Origin of the sequence: Ralstonia mannitolilytica, from assembly GCF_905397375.1 — a bacterium.
GTDB classification, from domain to species: Bacteria; Pseudomonadota; Gammaproteobacteria; order Burkholderiales; family Burkholderiaceae; genus Ralstonia; species Ralstonia mannitolilytica.
The window spans coordinates 65,007-80,542 of sequence record NZ_CAJPVG010000001.1 but is presented as its reverse complement, the minus strand read 5'-3'; the positions used below and the strand labels follow the sequence as shown (position 1 = coordinate 80,542).

The 15,536-nt window shown below is 67.6% G+C and carries 10 protein-coding genes; 3 read left to right on the top strand and 7 right to left on the bottom strand.

From position 1 onward, the window contains the following. Positions 1 to 21: 21 nt before the first annotated feature. On the top strand, positions 22 to 1,335 hold the full coding sequence (locus tag KHN96_RS00345; RefSeq protein ID WP_062739591.1) for an MFS transporter: 1,314 nt from the start codon (positions 22 to 24) through the stop codon (positions 1,333 to 1,335). 196 nt (positions 1,336 to 1,531) lie between these two features. Here the strand turns inward: KHN96_RS00345 and KHN96_RS00340 are convergent, their stop codons facing one another. The 4 genes from KHN96_RS00340 to KHN96_RS00325 all read right to left on the bottom strand — a co-directional run bounded on the left by KHN96_RS00340 (position 1,532) and on the right by KHN96_RS00325 (position 8,842). Next, on the bottom strand, positions 1,532 to 3,076 hold the full coding sequence (locus KHN96_RS00340; RefSeq protein WP_062739592.1) for an efflux transporter outer membrane subunit: 1,545 nt from the start codon (positions 3,074 to 3,076) through the stop codon (positions 1,532 to 1,534). A gap of 13 nt (positions 3,077 to 3,089) precedes the next feature. Continuing rightward, complete coding sequence (locus KHN96_RS00335) at positions 3,090 to 6,296, bottom strand: efflux RND transporter permease subunit (protein WP_045219976.1); 3,207 nt, start codon at positions 6,294 to 6,296, stop codon at positions 3,090 to 3,092. 28 nt (positions 6,297 to 6,324) lie between these two features. Further along, positions 6,325 to 7,635, bottom strand: a complete 1,311-nt coding sequence (locus KHN96_RS00330) for an efflux RND transporter periplasmic adaptor subunit (RefSeq protein ID WP_062739593.1) — start codon at positions 7,633 to 7,635, stop codon at positions 6,325 to 6,327. A 115-nt stretch (positions 7,636 to 7,750) separates the two neighbouring features. Further along, entirely contained in the window at positions 7,751 to 8,842 is a 1,092-nt protein-coding gene (locus KHN96_RS00325) for an alpha/beta hydrolase (protein WP_045219980.1), read from the bottom strand. Between the two features lie 304 nt (positions 8,843 to 9,146). Between KHN96_RS00325 and KHN96_RS00320 the strand changes: the two genes are divergently transcribed. Then, a complete protein-coding gene (locus KHN96_RS00320) occupies positions 9,147 to 10,091 on the top strand; it encodes a LysR family transcriptional regulator (protein ID WP_045219982.1) in 945 nt (314 codons plus the stop codon). A gap of 198 nt (positions 10,092 to 10,289) precedes the next feature. Then, a complete protein-coding gene (locus KHN96_RS00315) occupies positions 10,290 to 11,066 on the top strand; it encodes a Mut7-C RNAse domain-containing protein (protein ID WP_102078949.1) in 777 nt (258 codons plus the stop codon). Here KHN96_RS00315 and otsA read toward each other — a convergent pair whose 3' ends face one another. The 3 genes from otsA to KHN96_RS00300 all read right to left on the bottom strand — a co-directional run bounded on the left by otsA (position 11,067) and on the right by KHN96_RS00300 (position 15,500). After that, positions 11,067 to 12,488, bottom strand: a complete 1,422-nt coding sequence (gene otsA, locus KHN96_RS00310) for an alpha,alpha-trehalose-phosphate synthase (UDP-forming) (RefSeq protein ID WP_062739595.1) — start codon at positions 12,486 to 12,488, stop codon at positions 11,067 to 11,069. Further along, positions 12,485 to 13,291 carry a trehalose-phosphatase gene (otsB, locus tag KHN96_RS00305; RefSeq protein ID WP_045219987.1) on the bottom strand — a complete coding sequence of 269 codons (807 nt, stop codon included), beginning with the start codon at positions 13,289 to 13,291 and terminating at the stop codon, positions 12,485 to 12,487. Before otsB ends, otsA begins: the two co-directional genes overlap by 4 nt. 160 nt (positions 13,292 to 13,451) lie before the next feature. Beyond that, positions 13,452 to 15,500 (bottom strand): NADPH-dependent 2,4-dienoyl-CoA reductase, encoded by a 2,049-nt coding sequence (locus tag KHN96_RS00300; RefSeq protein ID WP_062739596.1) that lies wholly within the window; start codon positions 15,498 to 15,500, stop codon positions 13,452 to 13,454. Positions 15,501 to 15,536: the final 36 nt, after the last annotated feature.

The following is a 15,536-nucleotide window of genomic DNA, read 5'->3' as shown; positions in this document are numbered from 1 at the left end:
AGTGAAAAAGGAGGAAGCACCATGACGACCGAAGCATCGGTTGCGCGAGCGCCCACCGAGGCGGACACCGCAGCCCCATCCGCCGCGAATCCGGGCGGCCTGTTCCGCTGGTACCGGGAGATCTCGCCGCAGGAGCGGCGCACGTTCTGGAGCTGCAAGGTCGGCTACGCGCTCGACGCCATGGACACGCAGATCCTGAGCTTCGTCATCCCCACGCTGATCGGCGTGTGGGGGCTCTCCAAGGCCGATGCGGGGTTGATCGGCACGTGCACGCTACTGGCATCGGCGGCGGGCGGCTGGGTGGCGGGCATCCTGTCGGACCGCATCGGCCGCGTGCGCGCGCTGCAGATCACGATCCTGTGGTTTGCCGTCTTCACGTTCCTGTGCGGCCTCGCGCAGAACTACGGGCAGCTGCTGATTGCCCGCACGCTGATGGGCTTCGGCTTTGGCGGCGAGTGGACGGCCGGCGCCGTGCTGATCGGCGAGGCCATCCGCGCGCAGGACCGCGGCAAGGCCGTGGGCATGGTGCAGGCCGGGTGGGCCCTGGGCTGGGGTGCATCGGCGCTGCTGTACGCGTGGCTCTTCAGCGTGATGCCGCCCGAGACAGCATGGCGCGCGCTGTTCCTGGTGGGCATCGTGCCGGCGGTGTTCGTGTTCTTCCTGCGCCGGCTGGTGAAGGAGCCGCAGGTGTATCAGGAGGCGAAGTCTCAGCAGACCGGCGGCGTGGGCTCGAGCTTCCTTGCGATCTTCTCGCCGCGCCTGCTGAGCACGACGTTGCGGGCCGCTGTGCTGACGACCGGCGCGCAAGGTGGCTACTACGCGATCACCACGTGGCTGCCCACCTTCCTGAAGACCGAGCGCCACCTGACGGTGCTGGGCACCGGCGGCTACCTGGCGGTGGTCATCATCGGCTCGTACATCGGCTACCTGACCAGCGCCGTGCTGACGGACCGCCTGGGCCGCAAGCGCAATTTCATCCTGTTTGCCGCCGGGTCGATGGTGGTGGCGCTCGTGTACACGCAGCTGGACGTGACCGACAGCCTGATGCTGGTGCTCGGTCTGCCACTGGGCTTCTTTGCCTCCGGCATCTTTGCGGGCATGGGCGCGTTCCTGACCGAGCTGTTTCCGACCTCGGTGCGCGGCTCGGGCCAGGGCTTCTGCTACAACGTGGGCCGGGCCGTGGGCGCGAGTTTTCCGTTCCTGATCGGGCAGGTGAGCGCGCATTCGTCGCTCGGGCACGCCATCGGCATCTTTGCCGCGGGCGCGTATGGCCTGCTGATCCTGGCGGCGCTCACGCTGCCGGAAACGCGCGGCCGCGAGCTGGAGGCGATTTAATCCTTGTGCTTCCCCCAAGTGCACGGTGCGCGGCGTCCGGAAGGCGCCGCGCTTTTTTCATGCCCGGAACGGAGAGTCCGTGCGGCATCCGGCTTCGACGGGGAGGATGGAGCGCCACCGCCCACGAACAAAGCGCCAAAAAAAAACGCGGCCGAAGCCGCGCGTAATCTCGCTTTCCCGAGAGAGGAGCAACGTCTTACTGCTGGGCCACCGTTGCCGGCTGGGCCTGTTGCGCGGGCAGATCGCCCCAGCCGCCGCCCAGCGCCTTGATGAGGCCGACCGTGGCATTGACGCGGGCACCGGCCAGCTGCACGCCGATGCGCTCGGCCGAGAGCATGTTGCGCTCCGCATCGATCACGTCCAGGTAGTTGACCGACCCCGCGTTGTAGCGCGTGCGCGAGAGCTGTGCCGCGCGCGAGGAGGCGCGCACCGCATCGCTCTGGGCCTTGGACTGATCGGCCAGAAGGCGCAGGTCTGACAGGTTGTCTTCCACCTCGCGGAAGGCGACCAGCACGCTTTCGCGGTAGTTCGCAACGTTCTCTTCATACGCGGCGCGCGCCTGCTTCACGCCAGCGCTGCGGGCGCCGCCGTCAAAGATCGGCAGCGACAGCGCAGTGCCGACCAGCGGGCCGAGAATCCACGTGCGGCTGCCCCATTTGAGCAGGTCACCGATGTCGTGCGACTCATAACCGAAGCCGCCCGTGAGCTGCAGCTGCGGGAAGAACGCCGCGCGTGCCACGCCGATGCGCGCATTGGCGGCGGCCATGGAACGCTCGGCGGCGGCCACGTCCGGGCGGCGCTCCAGCAGGGCGGAGGGCAGGCCGGCCGGCACGCGCACGTCCAGCGCGGTCAGCGGTTGCGCGTCCATGCTGAAGTCGGCGGGGGCCTTGCCGAGCAGCGTGGCGAGCGCGTGCTCCAGCACGGCGCGGCGGCGCTGCACGCCAATGCGGTCGGAGCGCGCGGTGGCCAGCTCGGCGTCGGCGCGCGCAACGTCCAGCTCGCCGATGTCGCCGGTGTTGAAGCGGCGCTGCACCAGCTTGAGCGCCTCTTCGCGGCCGACGACGGTGCGTGCGAGCAGCGCTTCTTCGGCATCGAGCGTGCGCAGGCTGAAGTACGTCTGTGCAACGTCGGCCTGCAGCGACAGGCGCGCGGCACGGTACAGCGCTTCCACGCGTTCGGCATCGGCGCCGGCGGCATCGATGCTGTTGCGTACGCGGCCGAAGAGATCGGCTTCATACGCCACCGTGGCCTGCGCGCGCCAGTACGTTTGCGGCTGCACGGGCGCACCGACCGGCAGGCCCGCCGACGCGGCCGAAGGGCGCTGGCGCGTGGGGCCAAAGCCCGCATCGAGTTCCGGGAACAGCGATGCGCGATTGGCCTGCACGAAGGCGCGCGCCTGCGTGACGCGCGCGGCCGCGGCGGCCAGCGTGGGGCTCGCTTCAGCGGCCTGCGCTTCGAGCTTGTCGAGCGTCGGGTCGTTGAAGATCTTCCACCACGCGCCGTCAGCCGGCATCGACGGTTCAGCGGTCTTCCATTTGCCTTGTTCGCCGGCGGCCAGCGGTGCGTCGGCGGCCAGTTTGGAAGATTCGGCCGCTTCCTTGAAGGCCGTGGGCGTGCCCACGTCCGGCTTCTCGTAGTTCGGTGCCAGCGAGCAGGCCGCGAGGGACAGCGCGGCGGCCAGCGCCAGCGGAGTCCAGCGGCCCGGCCGCGCCGGACCGGTGTGTTGTTTGAGCGCGTTCATAGCGATGTTGTCATTAGTGTTGGCTCGACGGCACCGGCAGCGCGCCATCGAGGTCCAGATCGCGGTCCGGTGCATTCTCGGAGCGCTCGCCGCGGCGCGAGGCCAGCGTACGCAGCACCACGTAGAACACCGGCGTGAGGAACAGGCCGAACAGCGTCACACCGAGCATCCCCGCGAACACGGCCACGCCCATGGCATGACGCATTTCCGCACCGGCGCCGGTCGACACCACCAGGGGCACCACGCCCATGATGAAAGCGATCGACGTCATCAGGATCGGGCGCAGACGCAGGCGGCAAGCCTCGATGGCGGCCTCCACGATGGAGCGTCCCTGCAGCTCGAGCTCGCGCGCAAACTCGACGATCAGGATGGCGTTCTTGCACGCCAGCCCCACCAGCACCACCAGGCCGATCTGCGTGAAGATGTTGTTGTCGCCGCGCGAGATCCACACACCCAGCATGGCGGCGAACAGGCTCATCGGCACGATCAGGATCACGGCCAGCGGCAGCGTCAGGCTTTCGTACTGTGCGGCCAGCACCAGGAACACCAGCAGCACGCAGATCGGGAAGATCCACACCGCCGAGTTGCCCGCCAGGATCTGCTGATACGTCAGGTCCGTCCACTCGAAGCGCACGCCCTTGGGCAGCGTTTCATGCGCGATGCGCTCCACAGCCGCCTGCGCCTGGCCCGACGAGAAGCCGGGGGCCGGGCCGCCGTTGATGTCGGCAGCGGTGTAGCCGTTGTAGCGCACGACCATGTCCGGCCCGAAGCCTTGCGACACGCGCAGCAGCGATGACAGCGGCACCATGTCGCCCGCGCTGTTGCGCGTCTTCAGCTGCAGGATGTCTTCTGCATGGGCGCGGAACGGCGCGTCTGCCTGCACCTTGACCTGGTACGTACGGCCGAAGCGGTTGAAGTCGTTCACGTACAGCGAGCCCAGATACACCTGCATGGTGTCGAACACGTCCGTGACCGGCACGCCCAGCTGCTTGGCCTTCACGCGGTCCAGGTCGGCATTCAGCTGCGGCACGTTGATCTGGTAGCTCGAGAACGACGGGCCCAGCTCAGGCGTCTGGCGTGCCTTCGCCATGAAGGCTTGCGTGGCGGCAAAGAGCTGTTCGTAGCCGACCGAACCCCGGTCTTCGATCTGCATCTTGAAGCCGCCCACCGTGCCGAGGCCCTGCACCGGCGGCGGCGGGAACACGGCGATGAACGCATCCTTGATGGCGCCGTATTGCTTGTTCAGCTGGCCCGCAATCGCACCGCCGGACAGGTCGGCGCTCTTGCGCTGGTCAAACGGCTTGAGCGTGACGAACACGATGCCGGCGCTCGGGCTGTTGGTGAAGCCGTTGATGGACAGGCCCGGGAAGGCCACGGCGCTTTCCACGCCCGGGTGCTTGAGGGCGATGTCGGACATGCGGCGGATCACGTCTTCCGTGCGGTCAAGCGAGGCACCGTCCGGCAGTTGCGCGAAGCTCACGAGGTATTGCTTGTCCTGCATCGGCACGAAGCCGCCGGGCACCTTGTTGAACAGCAGCGCGGTCGCACCGATGAGCGCCAGGTAGATGCCCAGCATCAGCGCCTTGCGGCCGATCACGCGCGATGTGCTGCGGCCATACGACTCCGATGCGGCGCCAAACACCCGATTGAACGGACGGAAGATCCAGCCCAGGCCCTTGTCCATCACGCGCGCCAGCCAATCCTTCGGTGCGTCGTGGCTCTTGAGCAGCAGGGCGGCCAGCGCCGGCGACAGCGTGAGCGAGTTGAAGGCCGAGATGACGGTCGAGATGGAGATCGTCAGCGCGAACTGCTTGTAGAACTGACCGGTCAGGCCCGTCATGAAGGCGAGCGGCACGAACACGGCAATCAGCGTCAGGGCAATGGCGATGATCGGGCCGCTCACTTCGCGCATGGCCTTGTACGTGGCCTCGCGTGGCGATAAGCCTTCGGCGATGTTCCGCTCGACGTTTTCCACCACCACGATGGCATCGTCCACCACGATCCCGATCGCCAGCACCAGCCCAAACAGCGACAGCGCGTTGATCGAGAAGCCGAACATCAGCATCAGGCCGAACGTGCCGATGATCGACACCGGCACCGCAAGCAGCGGAATGATCGACGCACGCCACGTCTGCAGGAACAGGATCACCACGAGCACCACAAGCGCCACCGCTTCCAGCAGCGTGTGCGTGACGGCTTCGATACTGGAGCGGACGAACTGCGTCGGGTCATAGACGATGCGGTAGTCGACGCCTTCGGGAAAGTCTTCCTTCAGCTCGGCCATCGTCTTGCGCACGTCATCCGAAATCTGCAGCGCGTTGGAACCCGGCGCCTGGAAGATCGGAATGGCCACCGCCTGCTTGTTGTCCAGCAGCGAGCGCAGGCCGTATTCCGACGCGGCCAGCTCGATGCGGGCCACGTCACGCAGGTAAGTGACGGCGCCGTTGGGCGAACTCTTGAGGATGATGTCGCCGAACTCCTGCTCGGTCTTCAGGCGGCCCTGTGCGTTGACGGACAATTGCAGGTCCGTACCCGGCACCGACGGCGAGCCGCCGATCACGCCTGCCGCCACCTGCACGTTCTGGTCGCGGATGGCCTTGACGACTTCGTTGGCCGTCAGGCCGCGCTCGGCCACCTTGTTCGGGTCGAGCCACACGCGCATCGAGTAGTCACCCGAGCCGAACAGCTGCACCTGGCCCACGCCGCTGATCCGTGCAAGGCGGTCCTTGACGTTCAGCACCGCGTAGTTGCGCAGGTATGTCATGTCGTAGCGGTCGTTGGGCGACAGCAAGTGCACCACCATCGTCAGGTCGGGGCTGCTCTTGATGGTCGTCACGCCCAGGCGCTGCACCACGTCGGGCAGACGCGGCAGCGCCTGCGACACGCGGTTCTGCACGAGCTGCTGCGCCTTGTCGGGGTCGGTGCCCAGCTTGAAGGTGACCGTTGTGGTCATGTTGCCGTCGCTGTTGGCCTGCGACTGCATGTACAGCATGTTCTCGACGCCGTTGATCTGTTCTTCGAGCGGCGAGGCGACGGTCTCGGCAATCACCTTCGGGTTGGCGCCCGGGAACTGCGCGCGCACCACCACCGAAGGCGGCACGACCTCGGGATACTCCGAGATCGGCAATCGCCAGATCGAGATGATCCCGATCAGCAGGATCAGCGTGGAAAGCACGCCCGCAAAAATCGGGCGGTCCACGAAAAATTTGGAGAAGTTCATGGCTGTCAGCGATGCGTTTCAGTCGCGATCAGGCGCGGTCGGCCGGAAGGCGTTGTGCGTTGGCTGCGGTCTTGGCGCCGGCAGGCTTGGCTTCGGCCTTCGCGGCGGGGGCAGCAGGGGTATCGGCTTTGGCTTCTGCGGGCGTGGCGGGGGCTTCCGGTTGTGCGCCGGGCAGCACCACGCGCTTCGTGACGAGGCTGTCCATGGTCACCACGTTGGGGGCCACGGCGTCGCCCGGCCGCACACGCTGGATGCCGTTGACGACGATGCGCTCGCCCGCCTTCAGGCCCGACTTCACGACGCGCAGGCCGTCGACCGAGGCACCGAGCGTGACCGCGCGGTAGCTCGTCTTGTTGGCGGCATCCACGACCAGCACGAACTTCTTGTCCTGGTCCGTCCCGATGGCCTTGTCGCTGATGAGGATGGCGTCGTGCGGCGCGCCGGTGCTCATGCGCACGCGGGCGTACAGGCCCGGCGTGAGGCGGCCGTCGGCGTTGTCGAGCGTGGCGCGCACGCGGATCGTGCCTGAGCGCACGTCCAGGCGATTGTCGACGGACTGGATGAAGCCCTCGCGCGTATAGCCGTCTTCATTGGCCAGGCCGATGTAGACCGGCGTCTTGGTGCCCTTGGCGGCTTGGGCCGAGTAACGCAGGTAGCTCTGCTCGTCGGCATCGAACGCCACGTACATCGGCGAGACCGACACCAGCGTCGTGAGCACCGGCGCGGCACCGCCGGCGGACACCACGTTGCCCACCGTGATTTCCGCGCGCGACACGCGGCCCGACACGGGCGCCACGATGCGCGTGTACTCGAGGTTGAGCTTGGCCGCTTCCAGTGCGGCAGCGGCGCCTTGCAGGTTGGCCTGCGCCTCGCGGGCGGCGTTTTCCTTCTCTTCGAACTCGCGCCGGGCGATGGCGTTGTCGGCCACGAGCTTCTGCGCGCGTTCGAGTTCCGACGTGGTGTAGGCCACCCGCGACTTGGCGGCCGTCAGCGCCGCTTGCGTGCGGGCCACTTCCGCCGCATACGGGCGCGGGTCGATGGTGAACAGCGGGTCGCCCTTCTTGACGATGCTGCCGTCCTTGAAGTGCACAGCCGTGACGGTGCCGCTCACCAGAGGGCGGACTTCCACGCGTTCAACCGCTTCGATGCGGCCCGAAAATTCATCCCACTCGGCCACGTTCTTGGCGAGGACGGGCGCGACATCCACCGGCGTGGCGGCGGGGGCGGCGGCAGGTTGCTGCGAGGCACCGGCATTGGAAACCAGGCCGTATGTGCCCACGGCGGCAGCGCCGAGCACTGCTGCAACCGAAATGGCGATGGTGCGTTTGGACAGGCTCATGATGACTCTCTCGATTTCGTTGGGATAGGCAAAGAGAACAGACTCAGGAAAAGCGCGTGGGCCGCAGCGTAGAAACACGCGCGCGGCCTCGCACTCCGTTTCTTGTTGTGTGGGGTCAGCCAGGCGTCTCCTCGGTGGGGCCAGGGGGCGTGCGGTCCTTGCGGTCCGCACGTGCGCGGCGCCTGGCGCGACCGGCGGGCTGCCGTGTCATGCCGAGGTGCCAGCGCAGGAAACACGTGATCTCGTCCTGCGCGACCGCGCTCATGGCGATCGAGTCATGGCACGCATCGTTCACACGCACGACCTGCGTGACGACCCCGGCTTCGATGAGGCACGCGGCATAGCGCTCGGCTTCGGTGCGCAGCAGGTCCTGCGGCGCGGTCAGCAGCAGCGCGGGCGGCAGGCCCTGCAGGCGGCGCGATTCCACCGGCGCGGCGTACGGATGCACGCGCTCGGTAGGGCGCGGCAGGTACTGGCGATAGCACTCCGCGCAAACTTCGGCCGAGTTGTCGGCGTCGGCCAGGCGGTCGGGGCGCACGCGCGCCATGGTCGGGTCGAGCATGGGCGCGATCAGCACTTGTGCGCGCAGGTGCGGGCCGCCGCGGTCGCGCGCAATCATGGCCAGCGCGGCCGACAGATTGCCGCCCGCGTCGTGCCCGGCCACCGCCATGCGGCGGCGGTCGATGCCCCAGGCGGCGGCATGCTCGGCCATGCAGCACAGCGCGGCGTAGACGTCTTCCGGCGCGGCCGGGAAGGGCGCGGCCGGCGCCAGCGAGTAGCCCACCGTGACCACGACGGCGGGCAGCGTGGCGGCGAGGTGGCGGGCCGGCGCATCGGCATCGTCGATCGTGCCGCGCACGAAGCCGCCGCCGTGCAGATACAGCACGGCGGCATGGCGCAGTGGCGCGGCCGCCTCGTCCGGGCGCATTTCCGGGCGATACACGCGCAGGCGGATGCGGCCGGCGTAGCCCTGCGTCCAGTAGTCCTCGGCGTGCACGTCGCGCGGGAGGGCGGCGGTGTCGGCGGCCCCGTCGGCGTGACATGCTTGCTCAGGCAGCGGAGATGTTGCGCTGCGCAAATGGTTATTCACTGCAACCTTTGTAACGTCGGAGCGCGAGTACGATTGCGCCGGACGAACAGCAACCGAACCCGCATCCCGATCGGGCGAGTATTCAGAAACAACCAGGCGCGGTGGAGAAGAACCCATGATGTCAGGCGGGGCTTACCTTTGCGGATCACCCTGATATCGATGGGCTGAATGATGGTGATTAGACGAACGCGGATAAATGCCTATAATCGGACATCACTATTAGTCACAGCCGAACAATCAAAATTGACGGTTGTGCTACAAAGTGTCATTGCTTGAGGCCGATCTTGTTGCGCTGCGGAAATGCCTCCGTCCGCCGATCGCGCCACCCGGGTATCCCCTTGAGATTTCACTGCCTTGCGCATTGCCGTTCGGATTCCGGCAGTGCGCACGGCCCGTGGAGTCCGACCTTCAGGAGCCGCAGATGGATCGATTGCAGGCCATGCAGGTCTTCACGCGCGTCGTGGAGGCCAGCAGTTTCACCAAGGCTGCCGACAGCCTTCAGTTACCCCGCGCCACGGTGACGAACCTGGTGCAAAGCCTCGAGGCGCACCTCGGCGTGCGCCTGCTGCACCGGACCACCCGCCGCGTCAACGTCACGGCCGACGGCGCTGCCTACTACGAGCGCTGCGTGCGGCTGCTCGGCGACCTGGAAGAAACCGAGGCCGCGTTCTCGCAAAGCGCGGCGGGTGCGCGCGGCACGCTGCGCATCGATGTTCCTGCGTCGATTGGCAAACGGTTGCTTGTGCCGCGCATCCGCGATTTCCACGAGGCGTACCCCGATCTTCAGCTCGAGATCGGCATGAGCGACCGCACGGTCGACCTCGTGCAGGAAGGCGTGGACTGCGCCGTGCGTGGCGGCGAGCTGCAGGATTCGAGCCTCGTCGCGCGGCGCATCGGCCAGTTGTCGATGGTCAATTGCGCGTCGCCCGAATACCTCGCGCGCTACGGCACGCCGAAGACGCTCGAAGACCTGCAGGACCACATCGCGGTGAATTACTTCTCGGCCCGCAATGGCCGCCGCATGGACTGGGACTTCGTCATCGACGGCCAGAAGCAGATCCACAAGGTGCGCGGCATCGTGTCCGTCAACGATGGCGAATCGGCGGCGGCGTGCGCGCTGCACGGCCTCGGCCTGCTGCAGACCGCGCGCTTCCTCGTGTACGAGCACCTCATGTCAGGCGCGCTGGTGGAGGTGTTGCCCGACTACGTGTCGGAGCCGGTGCCGGTGTCAGTGGTGTATCCGCACAACCGGCATCTGTCGCCCAAGGTGCGCGTGTTCGTGGACTGGGTGGCGACGCTGTTTGCGGATCATCCGTGCCTGCAACTGAAGGAAAACCCGCGGCTGCACATTGCCAGCGCCGCCTGACGGTCGGTGTGCGACCGCTGCTGCGGTGTAGACGGCGTGACGCACCGAGTGTCACGCCGTTTTCATTTCGATCGATGTGGGGTGCGGAGGCCGGATTGACATCCGCGCCCATGAGCCGCGATGAAGCGCGCCGGTGCTTCATCGCGGGGTCGCCCCCCCGATTCGCGGATTTGTCCGCCGGGGAGTATCGTGGCAGGCATGCAGCCCGTCATCTTCACGTTCGATACCAACCTGACGCCGCTCCTGCCGCGAGCGCTACGCGGCCGCCCGATCGTACGCACGTGGGCAGAAGGAGCCACACTGAAGCACGCCATCGAAGCGCTGGGCGTGCCCCATACCGAAGTCGGACGCGTGCTGGTCGATGGTCAGCCCATGGCACTCGAAGCCATCTTGCCGGCCGCCGGTCATGTGGCGGTTTCCGGTGTGGTGCCCGCGCTGCCGTCGCCTCCGCTGCGTTTCCTGTGCGATGCGCACCTCGGCGCGACCGCCCGGCTGCTGCGCATGGCCGGCTTCGACACGGCGTATGACAACAACTACGCCGATGTCGCCATCGAAGCGCTGGCGCAGGCCGAAGACTGGATCGTCCTCTCCCGAGACCGGGAGCTGCTCAAGCGGCGCGGCATCCGCCGGGGCGCGTTCATCCGCGCACGCGAGCCGCGGGCGCAGATGCGCGAAGTCGTCGCGCGCTTCCGGCTGGCCGATGTCGCCCGGCCGTTTTCGCGCTGCCTGGAATGCAATGCACCACTGCGGCAACTCAGCACGGAAGAGGCCGCCGCCAGCGTGCCGCCCCGCGTGCGCGAGCGGCAGCGCCTGTTCAGCACGTGCGATGTCTGCCGCCGCGTCTACTGGCCGGGCTCGCACTGGACGCGCATGAGCGCCGTGCTCGCTGGCATGCTGGCGCCGCACGCCGACGCCGAAGACGATGCGGCCGATGCTGTCGGGCGCATCCTGCGTCGCGGCAGCGGCGGCGCGTGATCAGCGTGCAGGCGCGTTGCGCAGATCGGCAACGAAGCGCTCGCGCCACACGGTGAGGTTGGCCGTGCGCAGGCGGTCCATCATGTGGGCGTAGCGGGCCTTGCGCTCTTCCAGCGGCATCGTCAGCGCGCGGTTCAGCGCTTCGGCCATGCCGCGCGTGTCGTACGGGTTGACGATGAGCGCGGCATCGAGCTCGCGCGCCGCGCCGGCAAAGCGCGACAGCACGAGCACGCCCGGGTCTTCCGGATCCTGCGCGGCCACGTATTCCTTGGCAACGAGGTTCATGCCGTCGCGCAGCGGCGTGACGTAGCCGATCTGCGCGCTGCGGAACAGCGCCATCAGCACGCGCCGCTCATATTGCTTGTTGATGTAGCGGATGGGCGTCCAGTCGAGCTCCGACAGCTTGCCATTGATGCGGCCCGATTCGGCTTCGAGCCGCTGGCGGATCTGCTGGTAGCTCTGCACGTCCTGGCGCGACGTCGGCGCGATCTGGATGAACGTCACGTGCCGGCGGTGATCGGGAAAATCGTCCAGCAACTGCTCGAACGCGCGAAAACGCTCGGGCAGGCCCTTGGAGTAGTCGAGCCGGTCGACGCTCATGATGAGCTTGGGCTGCCCGTGGCCGCCGGCGCGTTCGCCGCGCGTGCCGGCGTGCCGCGTGAACGGGTTGCGCCGCGCCAGCGACGACATCGCCTGCTGCGCAATCTCGTCCGGGTGCACGCCGATCGGGTACACCTCGGCGCGCAGCGTGTGGCCGTAGGCATGCACCGGCCCGTTCTGCTCCTTGTGCTCGATGTAGCCGCGCGCCTCGCGCTCGATGTAGTCGTAGAAGGCCACGCGGTCGGTCTCGGTCTGGAAGCCGACCAGGTCGTACGCGCAGAGCGCCCGCATCAGGTCTTCATGCGGCGGAATCGTCGTGAGGATTTCCGGCGACGGAAACGGAATGTGCAGGAAGAACCCGATGCGGTTCGTGATGCCCAGCGCGCGGCATTCCGCGGCAAACGGAATCAGGTGGTAATCGTGCACCCACAGGACGTCGTCGGGCTGCACGAGCGCCTTGAGCTGATGCGCAAACTGCGTGTTGACGCGCCGATAGCCGTGGTACTCCTCTCGCTGGTAGCGCGAGAGGTCGACCCGGTAGTGGAAGATCGGCCACAGCGTGGCGTTGGCAAAGCCGCGGTAGTACTGGTCGTAGTCCTTGCGGTTCAGGCCGACGGTGGCGTACGTGATGTTGCCCTTGGTGACGATGCTCGGCTCGTTCGACACGGTGGCCGTACCCGACACGACTTCGCCGCTCCAGCCGAACCAGATGCCGCCGGTATCGCGCAGCGCATCGAACACGCCCACCGCCAGGCCCCCCGCGGTGCCCTGGCCTTCCGCGATGGGCGCCACGCGATTGGAAACAACGATGAGCCGGCTCATCGTGCACCTCCGTCGGTGCTGTGAGGGGTCACCAGCGCGGCAAGCCACGCGCGCAGCGCTGCAGGATCGTTCAGCCGCCAGCGCGCCTGGCTTGGGCCCGCTCCCACCTTGACCGACCAGCCGCCCAGCGCGTTGACGGCATCGAAGGCGGTTTCATCGGTGAGGTCGTCGCCGGCAAAGACCGCGGTCCGGCCCATGAAGGGCGGCTCGGTCATCAGCGTGTGCACCACGTCGCCCTTGCTTGCGCCGCGCGGCTTGAGCTCGACGACCATCTTGCCGGCCTGCAGGCGCACGTGCTCGGCATGACGGTGCGCAAGGCGATCGGCCACGGTGAGGACGGCGTTCTCCGCCTCGGGCACATGACGATAGTGCAGGGCGAACGCGATGCCCTTGTTCTCGAGCACCACGCCGGGAAACTGCGCAGCCAGCTGCGCGAAGTCGGCCCGCAGTGCGCGCTCGAGCTCGGCCAGCGCGTCGGCATCGGTGTTCAGGCGGACAAGGCGGCCATCCGCGTAGCGCCGCTCCGCGCCGTGCACGCCTGCAATGACGAGGCCCGGCAGCGACAGGCGCGACTCCACGTCGTGCACGGTGCGCCCGGTGATGACGGCGAGCGCCCCGCCGCTGGCTGCGTGCAGCGCGCGCAATGTTTCGCGCAGCGGTGCCGACACGTGTACGGCATCCGGTTGCGGGGCAATGTCGACGAGGGTGCCGTCAAAGTCGAGCAGGAAGGCCGTTCGCGCAAGATCGAGCGGGGGCAGGGGCGCCGCGTTGGCAGAAGACTGGGGTAAAACGTTCTTGGTCAAACCGGTCCAGGGTGAATGTGCGTGATGCGCCAGTTCACGCAAGAACCGGGCCGACCGCGCGGGGCGTTGTCATTTCGCCCTTCGCGGCCGGCGGCCGGTCGGCCGGTATGTAAAAACGGGCGCGTGATGCAAATTCTTCACATGCCGAGCGTCGTGGGCGTCACAGCGAAGCCGCGAGTCGCGTGCCCTGGTCGATGGCGCGCTTGGCATCGAGTTCGCGCGCCTCATCCGCGCCGCCGATGACGTGCACCTTCGCGCCACCGGCCTGCAGCGGTTCAACGAGTTCGCGCAGCGGTTCCTGGCCCGCGCACAGCACGATGGAATCGACGGGCAGCCATTCGGCGTCTTCGCGCTTCTCGCCGTAGCTCACCAGCAGGCCCTCGTCGCCGATGCGCTCGTAGTTGACGCCACCAACCATGCGCACGCCGAGGTGCTTCAGGCTCGTGCGGTGGATCCAGCCGGTGGTCTTGCCCAGGCCTGCGCCGAGCTTGCCTGCGCGCCGCTGCAGCAGCGTGATCTCGCGCGCCGGTCGAGGCGGCTGCGGGCGGATGCCGTGGACACCGCCGCGCACCTGCGTCGGGTCGCCTACACCCCATTCGGCGCGCCACGCCTGCAGATCCAATGTGGGCGAATGGCCGTCCAGCGCGAGGAACTCCGCCACGTCGAATCCGATGCCGCCCGCGCCGACGATCGCGACGCGCTTGCCCACCGGTTTGCGGTGGCGCAGCACGTCGATGTACGACAGCACGCTCGGATGCTCCTGCCCCGGGATCTTCGGATTGCGCGGCGACACGCCCGTCGCGATGATGATCTCGTCGTACCGGCCTGCCAGGAGTTGCTGCGCATCCACGCGCGTCCCCAGGTGAAGCGAGACGCCCGTGGCCTGCACGCGGCGCGTGAAGTAGCGCAGCATCTCGTGGAATTCCTCTTTGCCCGGAATCGTCTTGGCCATGTTCAACTGGCCGCCGATTTCCGCCGCGGCGTCGTACAAGTCCACGGCATGACCGCGCTCGGCCAGCGTGGTGGCCGCCGACAGCCCGGCCGGCCCTGCACCAACCACCGCAAAGCGCCGCCGTGCGGGCGCGGGGCGAATGACGATCTGCGTTTCATGGCATGCGCGCGGGTTGACGAGGCAGCTGGCCGTCCGCGCCTTGAAGGCGTGGTCCAGGCACGCCTGATTGCACGCGATGCAGGTGTTGATGTCCTGCGCGCGGTTCGATGCGGCCTTGCGTACGAACTCCGGGTCGGCCAGCAGCGGGCGCGCCATCGACACCATGTCGGCGCAGCCATCGGCCAGCACGGCCTCTGCCACCTCGGGCGTGTTGATGCGGTTGGACGTAACGAGCGGAATGCCGACCTCGCCCTTCATCTTCTTTGTCACCCACGCGAAGGCCGCGCGGGGCACGCTCGTCGCAATGGTGGGGATGCGCGCTTCGTGCCAGCCGATGCCGGTGTTGATGATGGTGGCGCCCGCGCGCTCCACGGCCTTGGCAAGCTGCACGACTTCTTCCCACGAGCTGCCGTCGGGGATGAGGTCGATCATCGACAGGCGATAGATCAGGATGAAATCCTTGCCCACCGCCTCGCGCGTGCGCTGGACGATCTCCACGGGCAGGCGCATGCGGTTGGCATAGCTGCCGCCCCAGTCGTCGGTGCGCTTGTTGGTGTGCGTGACGAGGAACTGATTGATGAAGTAGCCCTCGGAGCCCATGATCTCGACGCCGTCGTAGCCGGCTTCGCGGGCCAGCTCGGCGCAGCGCACGAATGCGCGGATCTGCCGCTCGATCCCGCGCGGCGACAGCTCCCGCGGTGTGAACGGGCTGATCGGCGAGCGCAACGCAGACGGGGCCACTGCAAATGGGTGATAGCCGTAGCGGCCCGTATGCAGGATCTGCAGCGCGATCTTGCCGCCTTCTTCATGTACGGCACGCGTGACGGCGCGATGCCGGCGCGCAGCGCCGTGGGTGGCGAGACGCCCGGCAAACGGCTTGGTCCACCCGGCAATGTTGGGCGCGAATCCGCCCGTGACGATCAGGCCGACATCGCCGCGGGCACGTTCGGCAAAGTACGCGGCGAGCCGGTCGAAGTGATTGCCGTCTTCCAGCCCGGTGTGCATCGACCCCATGAGCACGCGGTTCTTGAGCGTGGTGAAGCCCAGGTCGAGGGGCTGCAGCAGGTGGGGGTAGGGGGACGGTGTGGAGGAAGGCATGTCCGGCGCATCACAGGCTGTGGAAACGCGCCGGAC